General features: G+C 52.8%; 25 protein-coding genes. 10 read left to right on the top strand and 15 right to left on the bottom strand.

Going from position 1 to position 22,583, the window contains the following annotated elements:
• Positions 1-142: 142 nt before the first annotated feature.
• Positions 143-751, bottom strand: a complete 609-nt coding sequence (locus WKI84_RS10035) for a hypothetical protein (RefSeq protein WP_337863417.1) — start codon at positions 749-751, stop codon at positions 143-145.
• A 378-nt stretch (positions 752-1,129) separates the two neighbouring features.
• On the opposite strand from WKI84_RS10035, the gene WKI84_RS10030 reads away from it, so the two are divergent.
• From WKI84_RS10030 to WKI84_RS10005, 6 genes are all read left to right on the top strand, one after another.
• Positions 1,130-2,320 (top strand): hypothetical protein, encoded by a 1,191-nt coding sequence (locus WKI84_RS10030; RefSeq protein ID WP_337863416.1) that lies wholly within the window; start codon positions 1,130-1,132, stop codon positions 2,318-2,320.
• Positions 2,321-2,387: 67 nt separating this feature from the next.
• Positions 2,388-2,816, top strand: a complete 429-nt coding sequence (locus WKI84_RS10025; protein ID WP_337863415.1) for a hypothetical protein — start codon at positions 2,388-2,390, stop codon at positions 2,814-2,816.
• A 9-nt stretch (positions 2,817-2,825) separates the two neighbouring features.
• Positions 2,826-2,981, top strand: coding sequence for a hypothetical protein (locus tag WKI84_RS10020; RefSeq protein WP_337863414.1), 156 nt, complete (start codon positions 2,826-2,828; stop codon positions 2,979-2,981).
• Positions 2,982-3,010: 29 nt separating this feature from the next.
• On the top strand, positions 3,011-3,334 hold the full coding sequence (locus tag WKI84_RS10015; protein ID WP_337863413.1) for an SHOCT domain-containing protein: 324 nt from the start codon (positions 3,011-3,013) through the stop codon (positions 3,332-3,334).
• Between the two features lie 120 nt (positions 3,335-3,454).
• Complete coding sequence (locus WKI84_RS10010) at positions 3,455-4,534, top strand: tetratricopeptide repeat protein (protein ID WP_337863412.1); 1,080 nt, start codon at positions 3,455-3,457, stop codon at positions 4,532-4,534.
• A gap of 213 nt (positions 4,535-4,747) precedes the next feature.
• Positions 4,748-5,227 carry a universal stress protein gene (locus WKI84_RS10005; protein ID WP_337863411.1) on the top strand — a complete coding sequence of 160 codons (480 nt, stop codon included), beginning with the start codon at positions 4,748-4,750 and terminating at the stop codon, positions 5,225-5,227.
• 93 nt (positions 5,228-5,320) lie between these two features.
• On the opposite strand, the gene WKI84_RS10000 is transcribed toward WKI84_RS10005, so the two are convergent.
• Both WKI84_RS10000 and WKI84_RS09995 read right to left on the bottom strand, forming a co-directional pair.
• Positions 5,321-7,147, bottom strand: coding sequence for a hypothetical protein (locus WKI84_RS10000; RefSeq protein ID WP_337863410.1), 1,827 nt, complete (start codon positions 7,145-7,147; stop codon positions 5,321-5,323).
• Between the two features lie 185 nt (positions 7,148-7,332).
• Positions 7,333-7,467, bottom strand: a complete 135-nt coding sequence (locus tag WKI84_RS09995) for a hypothetical protein (RefSeq protein WP_337863409.1) — start codon at positions 7,465-7,467, stop codon at positions 7,333-7,335.
• 165 nt (positions 7,468-7,632) lie between these two features.
• Here WKI84_RS09995 and WKI84_RS09990 point away from each other — a divergent pair, with 165 nt between their 5' ends.
• Entirely contained in the window at positions 7,633-8,490 is an 858-nt protein-coding gene (locus WKI84_RS09990) for a polysaccharide deacetylase family protein (protein ID WP_337863408.1), read from the top strand.
• A gap of 12 nt (positions 8,491-8,502) precedes the next feature.
• Here the strand turns inward: WKI84_RS09990 and WKI84_RS09985 are convergent, their stop codons facing one another.
• The gene (locus WKI84_RS09985; protein ID WP_337863407.1) at positions 8,503-9,390 is read right to left on the bottom strand and encodes a spherulation-specific family 4 protein; all 888 of its coding nucleotides are present in this window, start codon (positions 9,388-9,390) and stop codon (positions 8,503-8,505) included.
• A gap of 617 nt (positions 9,391-10,007) precedes the next feature.
• On the opposite strand from WKI84_RS09985, the gene WKI84_RS09980 reads away from it, so the two are divergent.
• Entirely contained in the window at positions 10,008-13,181 is a 3,174-nt protein-coding gene (locus tag WKI84_RS09980; protein ID WP_337863406.1) for a DUF3883 domain-containing protein, read from the top strand.
• A 379-nt stretch (positions 13,182-13,560) separates the two neighbouring features.
• Here WKI84_RS09980 and WKI84_RS09975 read toward each other — a convergent pair whose 3' ends face one another.
• From WKI84_RS09975 to WKI84_RS09960, 4 genes are all read right to left on the bottom strand, one after another.
• On the bottom strand, positions 13,561-14,001 hold the full coding sequence (locus tag WKI84_RS09975) for a hypothetical protein (RefSeq protein ID WP_337863405.1): 441 nt from the start codon (positions 13,999-14,001) through the stop codon (positions 13,561-13,563).
• Positions 13,994-14,224 carry an antitoxin VapB family protein gene (locus WKI84_RS09970; protein WP_337863404.1) on the bottom strand — a complete coding sequence of 77 codons (231 nt, stop codon included), beginning with the start codon at positions 14,222-14,224 and terminating at the stop codon, positions 13,994-13,996. The genes WKI84_RS09975 and WKI84_RS09970 overlap by 8 nt, the downstream gene beginning before the upstream one ends.
• 101 nt (positions 14,225-14,325) lie before the next feature.
• The gene (locus tag WKI84_RS09965; protein ID WP_337863403.1) at positions 14,326-15,159 is read right to left on the bottom strand and encodes a hypothetical protein; all 834 of its coding nucleotides are present in this window, start codon (positions 15,157-15,159) and stop codon (positions 14,326-14,328) included.
• A 73-nt stretch (positions 15,160-15,232) separates the two neighbouring features.
• Positions 15,233-15,730, bottom strand: a complete 498-nt coding sequence (locus WKI84_RS09960; RefSeq protein WP_337863402.1) for a hypothetical protein — start codon at positions 15,728-15,730, stop codon at positions 15,233-15,235.
• Between the two features lie 389 nt (positions 15,731-16,119).
• Here WKI84_RS09960 and WKI84_RS09955 point away from each other — a divergent pair, with 389 nt between their 5' ends.
• Positions 16,120-16,857, top strand: a complete 738-nt coding sequence (locus WKI84_RS09955) for a hypothetical protein (RefSeq protein WP_337863401.1) — start codon at positions 16,120-16,122, stop codon at positions 16,855-16,857.
• A gap of 2 nt (positions 16,858-16,859) precedes the next feature.
• Here WKI84_RS09955 and WKI84_RS09950 read toward each other — a convergent pair whose 3' ends face one another.
• The 7 genes from WKI84_RS09950 to WKI84_RS09920 form a co-directional block, all read right to left on the bottom strand.
• Complete coding sequence (locus WKI84_RS09950; protein ID WP_337863400.1) at positions 16,860-17,423, bottom strand: hypothetical protein; 564 nt, start codon at positions 17,421-17,423, stop codon at positions 16,860-16,862.
• 1 nt (position 17,424) lies between these two features.
• Complete coding sequence (locus tag WKI84_RS09945; RefSeq protein ID WP_337863399.1) at positions 17,425-17,724, bottom strand: hypothetical protein; 300 nt, start codon at positions 17,722-17,724, stop codon at positions 17,425-17,427.
• Between the two features lie 139 nt (positions 17,725-17,863).
• Positions 17,864-18,145 (bottom strand): hypothetical protein, encoded by a 282-nt coding sequence (locus WKI84_RS09940; RefSeq protein ID WP_337863398.1) that lies wholly within the window; start codon positions 18,143-18,145, stop codon positions 17,864-17,866.
• 177 nt (positions 18,146-18,322) lie between these two features.
• Entirely contained in the window at positions 18,323-19,894 is a 1,572-nt protein-coding gene (guaA, locus tag WKI84_RS09935) for a glutamine-hydrolyzing GMP synthase (protein ID WP_337863397.1), read from the bottom strand.
• A gap of 3 nt (positions 19,895-19,897) precedes the next feature.
• Positions 19,898-20,572, bottom strand: coding sequence for a hypothetical protein (locus WKI84_RS09930; protein WP_337863396.1), 675 nt, complete (start codon positions 20,570-20,572; stop codon positions 19,898-19,900).
• Between the two features lie 56 nt (positions 20,573-20,628).
• Positions 20,629-20,829: a hypothetical protein gene (locus WKI84_RS09925; protein ID WP_337863395.1), complete on the bottom strand. Its 201-nt coding sequence runs from the start codon at positions 20,827-20,829 to the stop codon at positions 20,629-20,631.
• A 12-nt stretch (positions 20,830-20,841) separates the two neighbouring features.
• Positions 20,842-21,558 carry a 6-hydroxymethylpterin diphosphokinase MptE-like protein gene (locus WKI84_RS09920; RefSeq protein WP_337863394.1) on the bottom strand — a complete coding sequence of 239 codons (717 nt, stop codon included), beginning with the start codon at positions 21,556-21,558 and terminating at the stop codon, positions 20,842-20,844.
• A 97-nt stretch (positions 21,559-21,655) separates the two neighbouring features.
• Between WKI84_RS09920 and WKI84_RS09915 the strand changes: the two genes are divergently transcribed.
• On the top strand, positions 21,656-22,583 hold a 928-nt coding region (locus WKI84_RS09915), incomplete at its 3' end, for a class I tRNA ligase family protein (protein WP_337863393.1).

The raw sequence follows: 22,583 nt of genomic DNA, 5'->3' as shown, positions 1-22,583 counted from the left end.
CAAGATGGACAGTAATCCTGGCACGCTAGATGGACATTAATTGTGGCACTCTACACCTACGCAACGAGTTATGCAACGCTTTTGTTGCACAGCGCGCACTGACTAGAAAGCTGGTTTAACATGTAAAATATTAATTATTAGATTAGAGATAGTCATCGTCGGACTCGGCCTGGTCCCTCTGCTCGTCAAGCGCGTCGAGCCATTCTCTGGCCGGCCTGGAGTCCAGCTTTATTTCAATCTCCCTCGGCGAGGCAAGCACGTCCCTCACCCTGAAAACGGCCACGTCCAGGCTCGCCTTTTCAAGCGCGTCTGCCTGCGCCTCTGAAAGCGGGCTGCCGATCACCACCCAGCACAGCCCCAGCGGGCTTGCCACCACAGGATCGTCGTACCTGTCCCTGTTGCCCACCTTGCAGGCAAGGAAATCAAACGGGGGGATCTGGCTTTTAGCAAAAGTGGCGGTGACGACATCGCGTACCTCGCCTGCGGTCTTTTCCGGCAGCCTCACGTTCACGGTGCGCAGCCCTTTTCTGAACGCGACCGTCGCCGCTGAGCCGCTGCCGCTGTTGTTATTGTTGCTATGGCCGCCTTTTCCCTGCGCGGCAGCGATGGCGATACCGTCGTCCTTGATGCCAAAAAAGGCCCGGCCGTGCTGGTCGCACCATTCCCTGAAGTAGAGCTCGGCCAGCGAGCGTTTCAGCGAGGGCGTCGCCTGGAGGCTCCCTGCGTGCACCACCATATTGCCAAATACCACCGGCGTTAGTGCAGTCAGGGCCGCCACCTAAAGCTTTGCCAGTTTTTGCTGTTATTGCTGCCGCCACCGTATATGCCTCTTTCACAAGGCAGGCCGCCTTTTCGACCTCGTACGCGTTCCTGTATTCCACGCCGTCCTGAAGGTTGTTCTGCACCGCCTCCATCACGTTATTCACCCTGTTGCCCATCGAAGGCGACCTCCTGTTTATGTGGTCCCTTATCATCTCCTTTGTGGCCGGAAAGTCGAGCCCTCAAGCAGAAAGCCTCGGGCCGCCGGATACGCGGCCGCCAAAAACCGCGCACGCCGCGGCAACACTGACCAGTTTTGCGCCTTTTTATTGGCCCTATCCTCTAGTACTATGCACCGCGATAGCTGGCCGTGCAACAGCAGTATAACGGCAGCAGGCCGGCGACGCGGAAGGTGGCAGCAGCCTCCCTCTTTGGAGCCGCCCTGCTGCTGGCGCTCATCATCACTCCAGCAGTCCCGGCGGTGGTGTCTGCGCAGGGGAGCTTTGCAGTGGCGACAGACAAGCCTGCATACATGGCCGGCGAAAAGGTGACTGTCGCAGGCAACGTGGGCAAAGCACCGGCTGGCGGCCAACAACAACAGCAGCAGGGAGGAAGAGAAGAAGGAGAAGAGGCAGCAGCGGCGGCAGCAGTATCCATCCAGATCTTTAACTCGGAAAACAAGGTGTTTGCCTCTGGCCAGGCGCCCGTCTCGGCCGCAGACGGCTCTTTCAGGTACTCTTTTTTCCTGCAGGGCCCGCTTGCCGTGCCCGGCCCATTCGGGGTGGTGGCCACGTACGGCGGCGCGTTTGCCCAGGCCCAGTTTACGCTGGAACAGAAGAAGAACGGTGACTCTGCAACCGCGGCTGCCGCCAACAATAATAATGCAACAGCGTTGACAGTCGCAGCCGACAGGAAATCATACACAGCCGGCGACGTGGTCACCATCACCGGGACAGCTGCTGCAAAGAAAACCGGGAGCAGCGGCAATGCTGCCGCTATGGTAACGATAACAGTCACCGGCCCGGGCGGCAGGCAGGTGCTGAGCGAAAGCGCCAGAATAGCAGAGGACGGCTCGTTCCGCTACCTCCTTGGGACAGGCGCGCTCGCCGGCGCGGGAACCTACAAGGTGACCGTGCGGCAGGACGGCGGTGACAATGACGACGACAACAACATACAGTCTGCTGCTGCCGTCCAGACCCAGTTTTCTTACTCGCTCCCGGGCAGGGGGCTGAAGGTGATAGCCGTGGGCAAGGCCACAAGCCCGCTTGTCACGGTCAGGGTGACCAACATGTCCGACCACGACCTGTACGGGATCTATTTGCGCCTCTCGCCGGAAGGGAACGTGACCAAGGTCTGGGCGCCCCGGGGCTGGTCCGGCGAAGTGCACGGAGGAGACGCCGGCTTTACAGCCGGGGCAGCGCCCCTCAAGCCGGGCAAGACCCTGGGCCTGCGCGTGTGGGTGTCGCCTGCCGCCCAGAGCATTGACTGGTCTGCGTACAGCCTTGACGGGAGCTCGCTTGAGGGCAGGGCCAACGTGGGCCTGCGCGGGGTCCGCAGCTAGCCTGAGAAAAAGAGGAGGAGGCTGCCTCGACGCACCTTATTAGCAAGTCCGTTCCCAACAGTGGAGAATGTCAAAGGGACTGTCATCTGTTTCGAAAAGGCGGCAGTGCGCGGCCGGCGTGTGCGACCCGGAGCGCCAGCAGGGGCTCAAGGCGCCTGCGCCGGAAGGGACGCACAAGCTCGTGTCGCTCAAGGGCCCCGGCGTCTTTGTGGCCGCGCAGGTGTCCAAGCAGGGCGGCTCTGCCGGCCTGACGTTTGTGAACCTCGACATCGACGGCAGGAACGTGGTCAGCGTCTCGTTTGCCGCAGCAGGCAACTGGGGCATGACGCAGGCAAACCCGTACGGCCTGGTGCTCCTGAAATCGGGCACCGTCGACACGCTTGCGGTAGGCTGGCCCGCCCCGCTGCGCTTTGAGCGCGAGCTGGTGCTGTCGGTAAAGGTGGCCGAGCCGGGCATAGTCCAGCTGCTGGCAAACGTGATCAGGGGCGGCAGCTAGTACACGTTTTTGCCTGTGGTGCCGGGAAAGCGGGCACCTGGCAGGCTTGCCGCCGCTGCCGCGCAGAAGAAAGAAAAACAGGAAACACCTGTTCGTCAGCAGGAAAAGAATTTGCTGCATCTTTTTCCCGGCACGAGAATCATGTATCATTTGACCAAAGTTTGAATACTTAATGCGTAAATAGAATAGCTGGCTTGGTCGCCACAGTGGCGGGGTTTTTCAAGAAAAAGGCCAGGACGGCAGACCCGGACGACCCTTCGTCGTGGGGGGCGGGGCCTGAATTCCAGCAGAGCATCGACTCTGCGTACAGGAGCGGCCGGCCCGATCCTGCGGACGAGGAGAACGCAAGGGCCATTCTGGAAATATCCGAGAAGGCCGGCGGCCGGCGGGCTGCAAAGGAGGCTCCCGGGGCAGCGCCTGAAAGCCTGTCTGAAAGGATGGCCAGGCTGGAGCGGCTAAAGGCCGAAGGGATAATAACAGAGCAAGAGTTTGAGCAGATCAAGCAGGACCTGCAATAATAATAGCGGCAACAACAGAGGATGGAGCTGGCGTTCTGTACGCTCCTGCGATTTGATTTCTCCAGAAGACAACTACATAACGGTAAATATCCTGCCCATGCCCTGCACTGCTGTACCAGTTTGCAGCACAATGCCGCCACCCCGACAAAAGATCCCCCTTCTCCACCCTCCACCTATTCTGACAGAGACAAGTCCCGCCTGGTCGAGCTCGGGCTCGACAGGCAGGTCGTGGACAAGCTGACGCCGGAAGAGGCGACGGTGGTGCTCAAGGACGTGCTGTACATGATGGACAGGAACAACGGCAGCAAAAGTGCCGCCACTACTGCCGCCGCCACTTCGCTGCCGTCCCGGGCAATCCGCGAAAAGCTGCTTGCCATGGGCAGGCTCGTGTCGGCTGCGCAGGCGGCCGCGCGGGACCGGCTCGACTCGGCTGTCTCAGCCTCTTCAAGCGCCATCGCCAGCCGTTTCCAGCCTGCAGCCGTTGCGGAAGCGCCGCCGCCATCGCCATTGCCCCCGGCCGCCAGCATGGCCAACACCAAGGCAGAGCCGCTCCTGGCGGCAGTAGAGGAGGACAGCGCCGCGCACACGATAGTAAGGAGGGATGATGATGCTGCTGCCGCTGCTGCCGCCGGCGACGACAAGAAAGAAAAGCAAGACTGGGAAGGCCAGGCCGCTTCGCTCCTTTCCATCGGCGACTATGCCGGCGCGCTTGAGCACCTGGACCGCGCCATCGAGGCGGATCCGCTGGACGCAAAGGCGCTTGCCGCCCGGGCCGGCGCGCTGTTCAGGCTGGCGCGCTTTTTTGAGGCCGCGTCCAGCTATTCGTGCCTGCTGCAGCTGCAGCCCGCAGACGCAGAGGCGTGGAGCGGCAAGGGCGCCTGCATGTTCAACATGGGGATCCTAGGCGGCGCGCTAGAGTGCTTTGACAGGGCGCTTGCCGCCGCTGCCGCGTCCGGCCCGGGCGACAGTGAGAAGGCCGCGCAGGCGTGGTACGGCAAGGCGTGCGCCGCGGCCAAGGCCGGCATGGCAGACGACTCGCTCCGCTGCCTTGCAGGGGCGATAGAGGCAGGCGGCGAGGCATACAGGAGCGCCGCCCGGGCCGGCCGCGTGTTTTCTGCCCTCAGAGCCGACCCGCGCTTTGAGCAGCTGCTGGCGCCGTCACCACCACCGTCACCTTCGTCACCGTCGCCATCCTCGTAGCCGGCACCAGGCGGCAATAATTCACAAGAAAATTTCCACCTATCGTTTTTGCAGCCACAACTGTTTAAAGAAGAAACGGCGCGCAACTAACGGATGAAAGCGCAGGCAGACACGCGGGGAGGTCTGCCCACACCCACCCACCAGCCAGCCAGCCGGGTAGGTGCAGTGCAGCCCGCCATCTTTAATAGCAAAACCGCGCAAATCACCTAGAGCATGGCCGAGAGCATAAAAAAGATACTCGTCCCGATAGACGGCTCCGAGAACTCGTACCGCGCCGCCCGGCTCGGCGCCGACCTTGCAAGAAAGTACGGGGCAGAGCTGTTCGTCGTCCACGGGCTGGACCTCGACAGGAACCTGACCTACTTTGGGCTGTTTGGCGTGCCCTTCACCGAAGGCACCAAGCAGCTCGTCGAGTCGGCCACAAGGGAGGTGGAGCCCTGGTTTGAGCGGGTAAGGAAGGAGGCGGCAGCAACAGGGGGAGGAAAAGAGGAGGCGCCGCTGCGGATGACTACAGAAGTGATCGAGGCGCCGCTTTCCATAGTGGGCGAGATAGTGAACTATGCAGAAAAGAACGGCATCGACCTGATAGTGATGGGGAGCAGGGGCAGGACAGGTTTCAAAAAACTGCTGCTTGGGAGCGTGGCCTCTGGCGTCGTGAGCTATGCGCACTGCCCCGTGCTCGTCGTAAAGTAATGATGAGACGACAAAAAAATGATGAGGGGCGCAAGTAGCTTTGATCAAAAATAAAATAAGAGTGTGTGAGAGAGAGAAGGGATGCGCGCGGCGTCAGGCCAGCGCGTACCCGAACCTGTCGCCGGCCTCCGAGCTGTCCTCCACATCCGCACTGTTCTGGTCAAGCACCCTGTCTGGGAGCACGGCGGTTGGAGAGGTGCCTGATGATGCCGAGCCATAGATGATGTTTGATGACCCTGCATCCGCCACCGTGCCCACGTCTTCTCCAGGCACCCCGACGGCCAGGTCGTCCCTGCCGTCGTTGTTATAGTCCCCTGCCGTCAGCGCAGCGGCAAAGCCTCCCGAGCCGGTCCCCGGCGCCGAATAGGCGTCGGTGGCCTCAGAAGTCCCTTCAACATTTGCGCTGTTCTGGTCAAGCACCCTGTCTGGCAATACCGCCGTCGGGGACAGACCTGCCGCCGAGCCGTAGATTATGTTGGACGACCCTGCGTCAACCGTGGTGCCTACATCCTCGTCAGGCGCCCCAACTGCTAGGTCGTCTTTGCCATCGCCGTTGAAATCCCCTGCTGCCAGGGCGGAGCCGAACCTGTCGCCTATCTCCGCCGTCCCCTCGACGCCGGGAGAGTCCTGCGTAAAGAACTGATCGGGCACGAACGTGGAGGAGAGCCCCGCCGCCGACCCATAGACGACGTTGACTGCGCCTTCGTCGTCGTAGACAGCGTTGCTGTCCTCGACACTGGGCGCCATGTCCTCCCCCGGCACGCCGATTGCCAGGTCATCATAGTTATCCCCGTTAAAGTTGCCTGCCGCCATGGCATACCCGAAATGATCCTGGGCCTGCCCGCTGTCCTGTGAAGCAATCGTGCCTCCCTGGGAGATCCGCACGATGGAGCTATAGTTTATCAATCCTGTACCGCTGGCCGGGAACCCGCCCGGCGCGCCGTGAAAGATAAACACACCTCCGAATCCGCCGTCTGTCAGGTCCCCGGGAGCCACTAGGGTGAATAGCGCCCAGCTTACTGCCAAGTCGTCCTTCCCGTCCCCGTTAAAGTCGCCGGCCTTCATCGCAAACCCGAAATCTGCAAAGCTGCTCTCGTGGTAGAACTGGTCGGGCCTGGACATGGTTATCGCAAGGCCGGCAGGCGAGCCGTATATGACAAAGATCATCCCCTGGTCGCCGTACAGAGAGCCCCCGCAGCCGGGGCCGTCCTCCGGGTTGCCGCTCGTATATGTCAAAAAGGTCTCCGGCGCGCTTATCGCCAAGTCGTCGTACCCGTCTCCGTTGAAATCGCCTGCGGCAAGCTCTTGCCCAAAAGTCTCTATGGGGCACGTCCCTATCAGGTCGTCGGCTATCCCCGGACTTGCCTGCGACCAAATCTGGTCGGGCCGCGTCAGAGACGCAGACAGCCCAGACGCAGAGCCGTACACCACGTTGACTGCGCCGCTGCCCGGCGAGCCGTAATCGTCGCCCGGCACCCCCGCCGCCAGATCCGAATAACCGTCCCCGTTAAAGTCGCCGGCGGCAACGTCCGTGCCCATCCTGTCGTTTGGTTTTGATACCCCGTCTATCCCCGCAAGGTCCTGGAAGAACCTCTGGTCCGGAACCGCAGTCGCAGATATGCCGGACGCAGAGCCGTATACCACGTTGACCGAGCCTGCGCTGGCCTTGCCGTTGATGCTCTCGTCTGGCACTCCTATTGCCAAATCTTCGTACCCGTCCCCGTTAAAGTCGGTCTCCGGCCCGGCGGCAGTGCTGGCCGCCGCCTCCTGCGGCACGCCGACTGACAACAATAATGCTGCCATTCCAAAAGCAGACGACGATACTGAGAGGAGGAGCAGCAGCGCGGACAGGAAAGACGTGCAAGCGACTTTCATCGCGCTTTGCTTGTTTGTGGCATCAAGGCCGGCTTTTTCCCTCATGGCTATGCGAACCAGAACCTTTTATTTAACAATCCAAGTCACCTGCTGCCGGAACATTGCTAGGTGCTCCTCCCGTACTTTGCTGATGATGACCCCTGCTTTGCACAAGGCGGGCAGCGGCCGCTGCCGCAAGACCGGCGGCATAGATAGATAGATAAATAGAGAATAAAGGATGCTGCGGGAAATCACTCTTCTTTTGCTATGCAGCGGCCGTCCGGCCCCTGCCTGTGCTTTAGCTTGTGGTTGTGGCATCCCACCAGCCTGTGCTCCGTGCATCCGCACAGGGGGCACCGCCTTATCTTGCCCGCTTTTTCACCCATATTATCCATATTATGATTAGAGTTAGCGGGCAGCCAGCTTATATGCTGCATGGGGTAGGCGCCGCTTTTCGCTTTTATGTTGGTGGTAAAAAGGCGACGCCTAGAGGATTGTTATGTAATCACGATAGGTAATGCATAATATGGCAGCCGGCGGACTGCCGCCCCGTGCTGGCTCTATTAGTGGCCCTCATGGCGCTTGCGCCGTGCGACTGCGTCGCGTTCAGGCTCGACGACATACAGGACTATTACGACCGCGACGCGCAGATGGCGGTGATCAGGCTTTTCAGGGATTACAACGCGACGCTGACTGCCGGCGTGATAGGCGGCGCGCTGGGCCACGACGGCGAGCTTGTCAGGTTCCTCCAGGACAACCGGGGCAGGGTCGAGCTGGCAAACCACGGCTGGCTGCACGAGGATTTCAGCGCCCTGCCTGCGCAGGAGCAGGCCCGCCTCCTCGGCCAGACCGGCAGCAAGATGGAGGAGCTGTTCGGCGCCAGGCCCGTGACGTTCATCGCCCCGTTCAACAGGCTCAACGGCGGCACGGCCGAGGCGGCAAGCAGCAACGGGCTGAAGATCATCAGCGCCGACCTGGAAAGGCAGCCGCCCTCTTTTGACGGCGCCAGGCAGATCTGGCACCTGCCGGTCAACGCAAACGTCAGCGACTATGACGAGGAAAAGATGTACTGGCAGTCCTTTGACAACGGGGTGGTGCTGTCAGACATTGAAAGCGGGCTGGAAAGAGACGGCTACGCGATGGTCATGCTCCACCCGCGGGATTTCGTGGACGAAGAGCACAGGGTGGACCCGCTGAAAATGGGCGAGCTTGCGGCGCTGATAGAGGAGGTGCGCTCAAGAGGGCTCAAAGTAGTGACGGTGAGCGAGATAGCCGATATTAACAATAGCAGCAACGTCAGGGCGACGCCGGACTTGCAGACAACCGCCCTTGCAGGCGGGGCGTCAGCCGCGGCCGTGTTCTACCTGACGCGCAGGATAAAGGGCAGGAAGGACCGGCATCCCCTGTAGGACCGCCCTGTTTTACTGGAGGTCGCGCGCAAGCTGCCTGGTGTACCTGGACAGCGTGTCCCAGGGGTTTGGCATCGTGTCGTTGGTGACGTACAGCTGGCCGACTGCCTGGCGCGCCTGTTCGACCCACCTTGCGTCGTACCTGGGCACGGAATGGGGGATGGCTGCAAAGTTGTCCCTGTCGTATTTGCCGCTGAACGTGCGGGCCTGCAGGGTGCTTGTCGACGGAAGCCCCCTGTCCTCGTACACGATTATCGTGTCCACTGTGCCGACGTAGGATTCAGGGATGGCAGTCCCCGGGTTGCCCACCGTGAACGCCATCCCGCTGCTGCTTTTTGCGTATGCGCTCAGGCTGGTGTAGTAGGGCTCGTTGCCGGCCACGTTTGACATCTGGTCAAAGTGTATCCCGGTGGTGTTGTAGAGCCTCTTGTAGAGGTCGATCCTCTGCTTGCATGTCTCGGGGTCCCTTGCCGCGTATTCCGTGTATACATAGCCGGCGGTGACGATCCTGGCAGACTGCATCTTTTGGGCCGCCCACAGGATGTCGGGGTTGGCCTGGGCAGAGGCCATCTGCTCTTGCGTCAAGAGCCCGCCGCCGAGCCCAAAGTTGCCGTTGTCCGGGTTCAGAATCATCGTTATCTTCAAGTCGGGGTTTGCGACTGCGATGTTGTACAGGCCCTGCCACGAGTCGGACAGCACCCGCTGACCGTTGACGTACTTGACGGGCCAGCTGTACAGCGGGACGAGGAGCGTGTTTGCAGAGGATGCGGCGCTGGCCGTGCCGATAATGGAAGAAATAGTGCTGCCGATAATTGCGAGCAGCAACGCCGCCCAGAGCAAGAGCGCGATGGCGTCTTTATTCTGCAGCGACCCCGTACAGCCGGAGGAACGGAAACTCATGCAAGCAGACGCGCAGGTTGTTATAAAAGCATTGAGAAGAGCGTTGCAGGAGAGAAAATTATAGAGAAAAACCTCTAGCTGCCGCTTAGGGAGTTCAACAATTTTTCTTGAAAAGACTTGTGCTTTCACTATATCTCTATGATAAACTCTATTATCCAACATTTACAATGACTTTCATGCCGGAACTCGAATTTCAGTCTACAATGGCAGAAGGACGTACTGGCTTTCCGATACTTGGGATGTCATCAATGATGCTGAACTATGGTTTTCGATTTTATATGTAGAGGTTGCCAAGCAGCTTGCATTAGGGAAGAAAGACTACTATTATGAAATGAACTGTATGCAATTGCGAGATTTTGTATAAGATAGTAGAGTTGAAAGTGATACTTTTGCGAAAGCAGAGAAAACTGGGACATGTCCGTCATCTTTAATAGGAGAGAAAAATCGAGCAGTTATTTCAGCGGTAGTCGTTTGGGATGAGTATCTGCGAGCTAGCCAGACTATGGGTGGCGGATTTGCGGTGAATCTACCGGCTTCTGATCCCATGTTGTTTTGCAGTCTCCCGGACACCTAAGCTTTATGAACACGCAGAGAATACAAGTTACAAGAATCTTTGAATGACAGGTAACGATCTTGAAGCATTAATAATAAAAAGAAAGAAATTTGTCGAAATGCAGAAAGAAAACAAATTCAGATTCGATGTTCTCACAACTCAATATAGTGACCAATCTCATTTTATCTTTGAGATACTGCAGAATGCGGAAGATGCATATACAGACGAACTACATACGAAAACGGTCAGATTCAAACTTTCTACTGACAGGTTAGATGTGTATCATGACGGAAAAGATTTTTCTCTTGATGATATTGACGGGGTCACGGGTTTTGGAAATTCTACAAAGCAAAACGACTTGACCGCAATAGGCAAGTTTGGGATAGGCTTCAAATCAGTCTATGAGATCACCAAGACTCCATACATATTTTCTGGTGAATATAGAATAAGAATCGAGGATCTGGTAGTTCCATCATTAGTTGATAGTGATGAACAAATTAGTGGAACTTTGATAAGATTGCCTTTCAACCGCGATGGGCAAGACTGTCGAGATGCCTACAATCTTGTCGCGGAGAGACTAGCTAACATAGATCTAAAGACAATGTTGTTTCTAAGAAATATTGAAAGAATACAATGGGAGACGCCTAACTCAAGCCAGTACTATTCAAGGTCGTCTGAGAACCTTCCCGGGTTTAAAAAGACCAGAAAGGTCATCTTAGAGTCGTCTTCTAGGCGGGAAGAATATATTGTCATTAGCAGGCCGATAGATATCGATGGAAAAGAACTAAAGGTGGAAGTTGCCTACAAGTTGGGCAAGAACAAAGACGGTAAAGAAATAATCGTTTCTGAACATAACTCGAAACTGTGCGTATTCTTTCCGACTAAAACAGACACTGGTCTTAATTTTATCATTCAAGCTCCACTTAGAACAACTCCCAACAGAGAGAATATCCACTGGGATGACACGTACAATAAGGAAATTCTTCAACAAGTCGGGCATCTTGTTGCTGATAGCTTAGGGATCATCAAGGATCTCAGCTATTTGAACTTGGATTTTATGAAGAACTTGCTTGTGGAATATAGTGATAAGCTAAAAGAAAGGGAAGCGATCTACCCAGTTATCTATGGCAATGTCAAGAAGGTCCTGTCCAACTATCTCCCTACATTTGATGGAAGATATCTTAAAGCAAACGAGGTATTACTACCTGGAAGCAAACCGATAACCGAATTACTTGGAGGAGACGATATTCGCAAGCTTTTCCAGAAAATTGCTTGGTTATCCCCAGAAATATCCAACTCAGATATGTTCGATCTGAAATGGTTTTTGAAGACTGAATTGAAGATTCAAGAGGTTGAATTCGAGGATCTTGCAAAAGCGATAACAAGCGACTTTCTTCAGACAAAGACTGACGAATGGATGATTTCTTTCTATAGGCAACTCCTAAACCACCCGGCATTATGGAGAGATAAACCTTTTTCCCCCGGCGTTCTGAGGACTAAACCAATAATCAGGTTGGATACAGACGAACATATCGTTCCATTTGATGAGAGTGGAGATGCAAGAGTCTGGTTGCCTTCGAGCATCAAATCCTCTTATGACACTGTCAAACGTAGCATTGCTGCGGATAAAGATGCCAAGCTATTTCTTACACAACTAGGATTAAGGGAGCCGGATCTCCGTGCCGAAGTAGAGAAGTTCGTCCTCCCCAAATACTCGAAACAAGACCCTGTTAAAGATGACAGGTACTTGGAAGACCTTGACAAGATACTAAAGATCTACGAGACAATACCTTCAGACCAGAAAGAAAAATTCAAACAGAAATTATCCTATGCGGCATTCATAGACTCTGTACATAATGGGACATCTGGACATCATCTGAAAAGACCACATGAGGTCTACTTTAGACATGAAGAGCTACGGAAGTATTTCGATCAATATGATGATGTTTACTTCGTTGCTAATGAACTCTATCTCCAATTTGGAGAGGAAAGATTGAAAAGAATATTGACGGAATTAGCTGTCGCAGACAAGCCGCGGCGCATCGACATAGAATCACGTTTAACTTACCATGAAAAGAATAAGTTACGCGGTAGTTGGAGTTGGACGAGAGATACCTTCGAGCAGGACTATGATTGGGAGGGTCTAGATAGTTTCATACGCAAGATGACTGTTGAAAAGTCCCTTCTGCTCTGGAAATTGTTGTTGGAAAGTATCAACCAATTACCATCACATTCTGCTGAAGATTTTTTTCAAGGAGAATATCGCTGGTTCTACCATAAGGAGAGATCTGCACGGTTTGCTGCGAAATTTCTAAAGACGCTTCGAGAACGTGAATGGCTGGTCGACAAGAATGGTATCCTCAAGAAACCCGCCGATCTCACTTTTTCGGATTTATTGGATACTTATGATGATCTAACTGCCAATAGTGCCAGTATTCTGAAAAGGATTCTTAATTTCAAGCACGATATGATGGATCAGCTTCCTGAAGACATCAGGAGGACACTAAAAATCGTGGAGGGGATCCCCTTAGAACAGCTGCAAAGAATGAAAGAGGAGCATGAAAGGAGGAAGGAATCAGAGAGACATGAACGTCCGAATGAGCCGGTTGAAGGTTGGAAGCCTCCCCAAAATCCAGATGCTGTTAGTATACATGTTGAAGATGTGAATCCTGAAAGAATAATCACTTCTGATTTGGCTGAACAGGAGGATAAAGAGGATCTTGAAGTAGAAATTCCTTCTAAATCAATCCAAGAAGGAGATCAGGACAATGAGTACGGACCTATTGACAGGGTGTCAATAGGGAGATGGGGAGAGGAGTATGTTTATCACGCATTAAAAGACAGATTTAGGAAGCATGGGACTATTGTTGAAACAAACAGCGGTTTCAAGGTTGCGAGTACTTCCTGCGATGAATACGAGATTCGGTGGAAAAACAAACGTAGTGACACTGGAATAGGATATGATTTCGTTATCCTGCAAGACGGATGTGAAGTCGAGTATGTGGAGGTAAAAACGAAAACCGATGAAAAGCCGGAGTTCATAGAGATTACCGGAGCCCAGTGGGAATTTGCCAGAAAGCTCTTTGAACAAAATGAAGGCGAAAAGTACTATGTCTACGTAGTATTAAACGCAGGAGAAAACAATCCTAGGATTGAAAGATTGCAAAACCCTACTAAGCTTTGGAGAGAAGGAAAACTCGTAGCACACCCTGTCAAATTCAAATTACCGCCCAGATGACTTTAAGAAATTCTTGTTCATCTCTACATTCAACATCTTCTGCAATAGACAGCTTTTGGCATTACGAGAGACGCGGATTTTCGTGCGTAAACAGGGAGATCTCTACTGCGGCTCTATGGAATAGAGAGGAGAGGTACTCGCTTAACTAGACTGTCTTACCACATTTTTCACATTTCCAATATATGCCTTGGAAGATGCCATTGCGAATCGAATAAAGTGGCAATATCGTGCCACCACATTCGCTAGAGTAACCCTCCTTTGCTTTGCATTTCACGTAGACGGTAGGCAAAGGAGGAAGAGGAAAGTCCGTCATTCTTTAGCTCTCCTCAATACCTTTGTCCGCTTGCGGCCTTGACCTCCAAGGACTCTCCAAAGCTCGTCAGTCTTCGCGCTCTTTTTCCTCAAGTGCCTTCGCCTCTTGAACAGCGATACGTTCGGCATCGACTGGTTTTGTTTCTAGGTACTCGTAGATTTCTTCAACAGCCTTCATCTGCTCCTCTGGTATGTTCTTTCTCACAACATCCTGGACTTTCATTGGCAACCTGCTGAAGTTGTACTTCATCTTTCTCATATTCTCCGGGTGCGGCACTGGTATCAAGTCAGCTTTGGCAGTGTTAAGGTTGACGTGCATGGCCAATGTTACATAGTCTGGGCTGTTGAAACGTTCGGCTATGCCCACTCGAAGCTTGTCTGCTGCTCTCTGAACTGGTTCGAGCTCTTTTGGGGCAGCTGGTACAAGATGAGGCGTCGTGCCCGTGCCTTCTGAGTCAGACTTTTCGTCGTCGTGCTTCTTACCCAGAATGACAATCTCTCTAGGCAAAGAGTTCACTCCTGTAAAAATCCTTGACAGATGACTGCACCGGCTTGACAACCGACCAGTCGATGTCTCTGCCGGCAGCGTTCCGGACCAGTCTGCGGACGACGTCCGTAAAAGACTCGAGGGACCCCTTAGCGCTTTCTAACGCCCTGTATACATCCAGAGCCAACATGATTGGTCTGAACCTCGTCTTGTCATAGGTAATGCGTTTCATTGACTGGAACATATTATATGTTCCATAAAAAGAGCCCTAAGATTTTGTGAATATTATGAACAAAGCACATAGTGCAATATCTTGTAGCACCCATAACGAATCGAATTTGGACACTATTTTTTCATTAGCAAAGTAGACATAAGAACAAGGTCAAGATTAATTATCAAGAGCCAAGTTTGGATTCTCTGGTAGAAAAAGTAATCTTCAAAAAATGAAATCCATTCCTTATAGGTAAATGCTCTTGTAAAGTTGTATCCTGTTGGTGCAACCCAGCGAAAGGTAATAGTATGCGTGTCACCTGTTTTCGTGATTTCATATCGTAAATGAGAGATACAATCTCTAATTGCTACCACATCCGTAACAAAATGCTGCCCTCTAACGACTTTTGATCCGATAGAAAGTATCTCGTCTAGATCATATCCTGACAGTTTCCTACTCTTGATAACTTCTTCAAGGTTCTTTCTAATAACATAATGAAGGGTTTCTTTTCCACCAACTAGGATGAGCATCAAGCTGGCTACTGCCATCACGCTATTTGGATTCTTCTTAGCTTCCATCCTTACTTGTTTTGTAAAATTGTCCAAAAAAGAGGCTTCGACCAATCGTGTCTTTAAAGAAGGATCTGGAGTTACTGTTTGACTAACGTACATTGCCTTCGCAAATGCTACTGCAAGTTCATCATATTGTAATAGCTTATTCATAAACTTAGGATGGCCAATTAGATTTTTCTTGATATCTAACAATATATTCAAATCATCTGCGGTCAGACAAGGTCGTGCGGCACCTTGGATTTTGTTTTTTAATCCCATTAGTTTGTTGGAATGTCTATTGAGGCGCGCGTTGGGATACTCCTTATGAAGAATAGATAAGAATGATTCAAGGACGCTCAAGCTTCGCGTAATATGATTTTGAAGCTCTTTGAAGATAGTTTGTTTGAGGCCCACCATACATGACAGAGCATCCTCAATTACTTTAATTTGCCTTTTTGTTACAATAGAATCCGTAGAAGCGTATGCCGAGTCAACTACGAACGAAGAATATGAAAATCCACATAAGAAACGTTATCACAATAAATGAAGTCACAAGCGCATAAAAAATCTTCTTGTTGTATTCTTTCGGCGTCCATAAGTATTTCAAAGCCATTCTTGAAAACGGATTATCAGAGTAGCTTCTAATTACCGCTTCATAACTGAGCCGTTTATCGTTGTCCTGCAGCTCTTTTTTCTTTGAATAATCTGCAATCATCATGTTGAAAAGTCTATGATGTGCCATGTAGACCACCCCAAGAAGTACTAATCCAAAATACGCAACGGAAAGTATTACCTTGGCAGGTAGAAGAAAATAAGCATTGTAACTGATTAGTTGGTCTAATTCTACAGAGATTGCAAGGACTCCGAAAATACCTATGGCCACAGCAATGGCCATTTGAGCGTTGTCGGTCATTCCCTGCAGACCAATCTGCAAGAGTTCGTCGTCTTTACTTCCTTTCAAACTCTTGCCATCGCCAGGATTTGACACGAGTTTATGAATATGATGTTCGATAAATCCTTTCATGCTTGAAGAATGCCAAGCCTTTCAAGCATGCTTCAATGAGAATAGCCTTCGCATAAAAGGAACCAAATTTACAAGATAGTCGAGAAATGGATTAATGCAAGTCCAAGCAAATGTTCTTAATGCCTTGGATAACAAGAGATGGCAGACCTCAATTCGTAGGAGATTGGGGAAGCTTGTCAGATGGCGAAAGATGGCAAGCAATCTATAACCGCAATGCCGCAAGAGAGCAAGAATCAACAAACTGGACGGAAGGTCAAGTCACATCCTACCAGTCATCGGAGCTTACCCGGAGGTTACGGCTAGACAATTATGGCTATTTTGCTTTGAGGAGGCATTCTGGTTCGAACTTTAGCATGGACATCGAGTCGAAGGATTTGCAGATTGTTTACGCTCTAAAACTTAGCAAGACCCAGGTATCTGCCATCATTGATGAGATTGAACAGCAAATAGTCGGTCCAAGGCAGGAATTGCATCCAAAAGGCATGAGGATGAAACTCGAGGAGGACAGAGGCGGTTATCTTTTCAGTATTGAGCTTGAGTCTGTTTTGGCCCTATTACCATTTCAGAACAGGGATGACCTTGTCTATTTCCAGAGCGAGCTAAAGAAAATATCGTTATGGACGAGGGATAACTCTAGCCTAGTGCCGCAAAAGCTCCTTGATTATCTGAACCAAAATGCCGATAACAGCATACTAGGTGAAATAGTAGTCTTTGTCAAGAATGAGTGCCCAAAGGAGAAGCTTGCTTTCGCAAGCGATTATGAACTTCCTTCTATGATCAGAGGATTTTGGAGCAAGAAGGGCTTCGAACCCGGCGAATTTCATCGGTATCCAGATGTAGTGCGCAAGAGGATAGATTCTGCAGAGGCTCTTGCAAGACAAGAGATGACGAAAGTGGTTTTCCTTCACAAACTAGAGCTATTCGAAAGCCTCATTAGCGAAGGGGTAAAGTATGCGGGGGAGATTGGAAGGCCCAGCCTCAGGCTCAAAGATGTAGATGCGCTCTTGTCCAAGAAGGAATTCCGCCTTAATACAAGGTTAAAGGCACTGCTTTTTGCGGTCGTCAATAACCGTCTTCTTGTAGCGCAGTAGGTTTACGAACTGGACCGTTGCTCTATTTCGAATCTAGTGTCCTTTGTAACAAGGATAGCGCCTGCATTCTGTGGCCGAATGCCAACAACATCAAACACAAACATAGTACCGTCAAAGGTGTACCAGACACGCTCTCCAATTACTAGTGGGTTTTCCTTCATACTAAACGGAATATACTCTACGATCCTACTAGAAATGCCGGGTATTATTTCCTCTATTGGTTTTAGAATTACCCTCTCACCAGCAACCGGCGTAACTTTTTCTATGGTTACAATATCTCCTATCGAGACATCAGCGAAGTTTCGTATTAAAACTGCAAGTCGGATTGCATCTTGGACGATCTGTGTATCCAAGAACGCCCATGCGGATATCTTACGCTTACCAGTTATCAGGAGGCAGTCCTGCTGTTGGTTCAGACCAAGTAAATTAAAGTCAGAATCTTTAATGAAAGCTATCTTTTGATCTTTGGACCTTTCGTAGGCTTCAACGACCTTGCGTGATAGCTTCTTCTCATCCATTATCAATTTTGAGGAAAGCTGTTTGAACTTAAGTTTTTCTGAGAGCACTTCAACTCTCGCTATACGGTTTAGGTGCAACGCTTGATTGAATGTTGTTTGAATTGCACCAATGGATCAGGCTTCCAAGCCCTGATTCATATTTTTGAAATCTCTGTTCTTTTACTAATGCTAAAGCGGCAGCAAAGTTTGCATCAAAGTATCTCGCTACATCGTTAGGAATTACTTTTTTCACAGCCAAATACGCAATACGGTCATGCAATGCTAGGTATTTTGCACCCCATAGATCATAGTCCTTGTTTCTCTCCTGCGAACTTTCTAAAGCAGTAATTTCCTTTGATAAATCTGTCATTATCTAAACATACCTGCTTTTTGTATTTTGTAGGGAACTATAACCATTGAAAATCAGACCGCCTGCTGCAGCGGTAGCACTTATGGCTGATATTACAACGGGTAAGATCGTCATTATCTCGTCTGCCATACAACCATCTCTATTTTTGAATTGGAACATAACCTCCACAAGAAGGACAGGTGGTTCCACTACCTCCATCTGGTTTGGGAGCAGGTAATACTATAGATTTCTCGATTAACTTGATAATTACAGCAGGTTCGTTCAATCTCTCACGCACAAATGAAAGGACCTGATTATCGTCAATCTCCACTTCTATAACCTGACTCGAAACCCCACGTGCTTCTATCGACTTTCTTAATGTTTCCAGATATGTGGCCGTGAAAGAATATCCTGAAGCAGGCATGATCTTCCAAGTTGACATTGGTTCACACAGCGTTAGCTATGATAAAAAGTAGCTCGTTTTCGTTGTCCTTCCACGCCATACCGTAATTTGTTTACACATACCTGAAAAAGCGACACAATTGCGAGCACAAAAGATGGGAAGAATTTTTTACGACAGCACGCGGATTTTCGAGCGTAAATGCGGGTATCCCTATTTTTACTGCGGCTCTATCGTCGCCGGCGGCTTGCTCGACACAGCGTACGTCACCCACGTCGCACCCTCTACCTCGTTTGTTATCCTGTTGCTCATTCTTTCAATCACCTCGTACGGCAGTCTAGTCCAGTCGGCAGTCATGGCGTCTATCGACTCGACGACGCGTATCATGACTATGTGGCCATAAACGCGCTCGTCGCCAAGCACGCCGACGGCCCTGTCGTCGCCGACTGCCGCATACGCCTGCCACACCTTGTCGTAATATCCCGCAGCCTTTAACTCGTCTTCGACTATCTTGCTTGCCTGCTTGGCTATCCTTATCTTCTCCGGCGTCAGCACCCCCATGACGCGCACTGCCAGCCCGGGCCCGGGGAACGGGTGCCTCTTTAGCAATTCGTCGGGCACTCCCAGCAGCTTGGCGACCTTCCTCACCTCGTCCTTGTACAGGTACCGCAGAGGCTCCACCACCTTTAGCTTCAGCCATTTCGGCAGCCCGCCCACGTTGTGGTGCGTCTTTATGACGGCCGCCGGCCCCTTGGACACCCCGCTCTCTATCACGTCGGGGTAGAGCGTGCCCTGCGCCAGCCACCTGAAGGGCCCGTGCTTTTTTGCGACTGCCACAAACTCCTTCGCAAACTGGTCGCCGATTATCTTTCTCTTTTTCTCCGGGTCGCTGACGTCTTTGAGCCGCTGCAAAAACCGCTTTTCCGCATCGACGTAGATCAGGTTTATGCCAAGGTGCTCTTTGAACAGCCTCACTACCTCTTCCTCTTCGCCCTGCCTGAGCAGGCCGTGGTTGATGAACACGCACGACAGCTGCTTCCCGATGGCCTTGTTCAATAGCGCAGCCACGGTGGTCGAGTCGATGCCGCCGCTTACTGCGGCAAGCACCCTGTCCTTCCCCACAGTTTTCCTCACGTCTTCAACGGTGGAGTCGATAAAGCTCTGCATGTCCCACTGCGGCCGGGCGCCGCTTATCTCCTGGGCAAAGTTCTTCAGTATCTGTATCCCGCGCTCTGTGTGGACGACTTCGGGGTGGAACTGGATGCCGTACATGTGCTTTTCCTTGTTGCCAATTGCAGCGGTCTCCGAGTTCTCTGTGTGGGCAAGGATGGAAAAGCCCTCGGGAACCTTTTCTGCCTTGTCGCCGTGGCTCATCCAGCAGTTGATGCTCTCCCCCAGATTCTTGAAAAGGTCCGAGTTGTCGTCTATCTGGAGGCCGGCCCTGCCGTACTCCCGGTTTGGAGCCCTCCTCACCCTGCCGCCAAAGCTGTCCACCAGCACCTGGTGGCCGTAGCAGATGCCAAGTATCGGCTTGCCCATCTCGAACAATTTTTTATCAGGCTTGGGCGCGCCCCTTGCATAGACGCTTGCCGGCCCGCCTGAAAATATGATGCCTTTTGGGTTCATCTTTTCGATGACGCTTGCAGGGGTGTTGTACGGCAACAGCTCGCAGTAGACGTTTGCCTCCCTGATGCGCCTGCATATCAGGTGGCTGTACTGGGAGCCAAAGTCCAGCACCACTATCTTGTCTATCTCTTTTTCTAATTTGCTATTGCTGCTGTCGCTGCTCAAGTGCTAGCCGCTACCCGCCTTTTCAAGCATCCTGGTGAACACCCAGGCAGACGTGTTGAAAATCTCTTGCAGGCGGTCCCTGTCGCGGTAGTTGCTTATCGTTATCTTTTTTATCGCGCCGCTGCCCTTGTCCTCTTCTAGCACATAGTTTATCGCGTCCGCCGGTTTTATCGCGCCCTGGCTGACCTTCTCTGCGTCCTTGCCCTTCATGCCGTCGAGGATGCGGTTGAGAAAGAACGAGCGGAAGGGGGGCGTGTTTGCGTTCAGCGGGACTGCCGGCGTTATCGTGACCGAAGCGGCGGTCACCTCGGCGTTTGCAAGCACCGCCTCGTCCTTGGCCCTCTTTATCTGGCGCACCTCCTTGCCGGCTTCAAAGCTAGACTGCTGTTGCTGTTGTTGCTGCTGCGGCCTGGCCTGGGGCGCTGCCGCCGCCATGGCCTGCTGCTTGGCGGCAACAAGAGGCGACGGAGCCGCTGCCGTTTGCATTCTCGACTCCTGAGTAGCCGGGGGTGACATCGACGCTGGCCGGAAGCTGCCCTGCTTTAGCAGGCTGTCGACAAGCGTCAGCATCGTCCTCAGCCTTTCCAGCTCCTCCTGCTTGTCAGAGATCTGCTTGATGAGCCACTCGCGGGTCTCCGCCGCGCGCCTCACGTCATCTTCAGAATAGCCGCCGGACATGGTTAGTTATAGCACCACCACTTGATCATAATTGGTATAATAGCCTTACCTGCCTACTACCTGCCCGTCTTTGTCGTTGAAGATGACGACGACGGCGGCCTGCGCCCCGGCTGGCGCCTGTTCAATTTCAGCAAAATGATCACGGCCACGCCCCACAGGATCGCAGCCGGGATGTGCTGCCCAAAGAACCACACGGCGCCGCCTGCCACGGCAAAGAACATGCCGATTATGCCGATGGCCTTCCTCTGGCTGACCATGCCTGTTCTAGCCTAGCGGGTATAAGGAGCAAAGCCCCTGACCGGCTTTGCGTTCGTGTCGAACAGCTGCGACCTAGACTGCCTGGCGAGCACCTCCAGCAGGCGCCTGCCGGCCTGCATCTTGCGCTTTTTGAGGTCCGGGTCCCGGGGCTCCTTGTAGGGGTTCTTGCCGCCAAAGTCCATGCCTACAAGCACTATCTTTTTGGCGCCAAACTCTTCTGCTAGGAACACGCACCTGTCGCCGTCTGTAAAGCCTCCAAAGTTGTACACGTTCTGGACTGGCATCACCTGCGTCGTCCCGACGAGCTTTTTGAATTTCGGGACCATCTTTTTGAGCGCGTCCATGTTGTCGCCGTGGGCGTGCACCACCATCACCGCGCTCTTGGCGGCCTTGGCGAGCGCGGCCGGTGTCCCGTCAAGGTCCGTGACTACGATGTCGGGCTTGATCTTGTTCTCAAGCAGCCCCTCGACTGCGCTGTCTGCCGCTATCTTGACAAAAGAGCTGTTCTTTTTCAAAAGCTTGACGTTCTCTTCAAGGCCGGGCCCCGGGCCTATGACAAAGACGTTCTTGCCCTTCAGCTTTTTCTCGAGCACCTTTGGGTCGAGAGCCTTGTTCTTTTTGGTGATCATGGCCGAAAGCGTGTTTGCCGCCTCCTGGTCCTTCTCTGTGCTGTACCCAAACTCTGCGCGGATTTCCTGGTAGTGCGGGAACCAGTCGACGAATTTCACGAAATGGGGTGCGTGAAGGTTAGTATTAATAGCTTTTCCGGCAGGGGAGCGTCAACGTTAATAACGGCATTGGCCGCCATTCCACACCTATAGCCAGATGTCATCGTCATCGTCATCACCGTCTTCTTCGCAGCAGAGGGAGCCCAGGATACAGGCCAAGTCGTGGAACCACGAGATAGAGAGCGCGATACTGAAAAAATGGGAGGACGAGGACACCTATCGCTTTGAGATAAAAGACGGCGTGCCTGCGTTCGTCATAGACACCCCGCCGCCCTACCCGTCAGGCAAGCCTTGGCACATAGGCGCTGCCGCCCACTACGCCCAGATAGACATGATTGCCCGCGCGGCCCGCATGTCCGGCAGGAACGTGCTCTTTCCTATAGGCATAGACCGCAACGGCCTTCCTGTCGAGATTTACACGGAGAAAAAATACAAGGTGCGCATGCGCCAGATGGACAGGCAGAAATTCCTGGACCTGTGCAGGGGGGCGCTGGACGACCTGGAGGCAGAGATGCTCCAGATAATGAAGAACATGGGGCTCTCTGGCAATTTCAAAGAATACTACCGCACCGACTCGGACCAGTACAGGGCTCTGACGCAGGCTACGTTCATAGAGCTGTGGAAGCGCGGGCTCGTGTACCTTGCAAACAGGCCAAACAACTACTGCCCCGACTGCGGCACCACGATTGCAGACGCCGAGATAATCTACAGCGACCTGCCGACCAAGCTGGTGCACATGAAGTTCAGGGTAGTGGCCGGCAGCGATGGCAGTAACAGCAATGACGATCAAAGCAACACGATAACCATAGCGTCCACCCGGCCCGAGCTCCTCTACGCGTGCCAGGCAGTCATCGTAAACCCGGACGACGAAAGGTACCTGGACTATCAGGGCAAGACGGTGGTGCTGCCGCTCTTTGGCAGGGAGGTGCAGATACGCACGCACCATTCTGCAAAGCCAGAGTTTGGCTCCGGCGCGGTGATGGTGTGCAGCTACGGCGACCAGAACGACGTGCAGGTGTTCCGCG

This window comes from Nitrososphaera sp., from assembly GCF_037447015.1.
Taxonomy (GTDB): domain Archaea; phylum Thermoproteota; class Nitrososphaeria; order Nitrososphaerales; family Nitrososphaeraceae; genus Nitrososphaera.
Note: the sequence above shows the minus strand (reverse complement) of the source record. Positions and strands in the feature narration are given on the sequence as shown.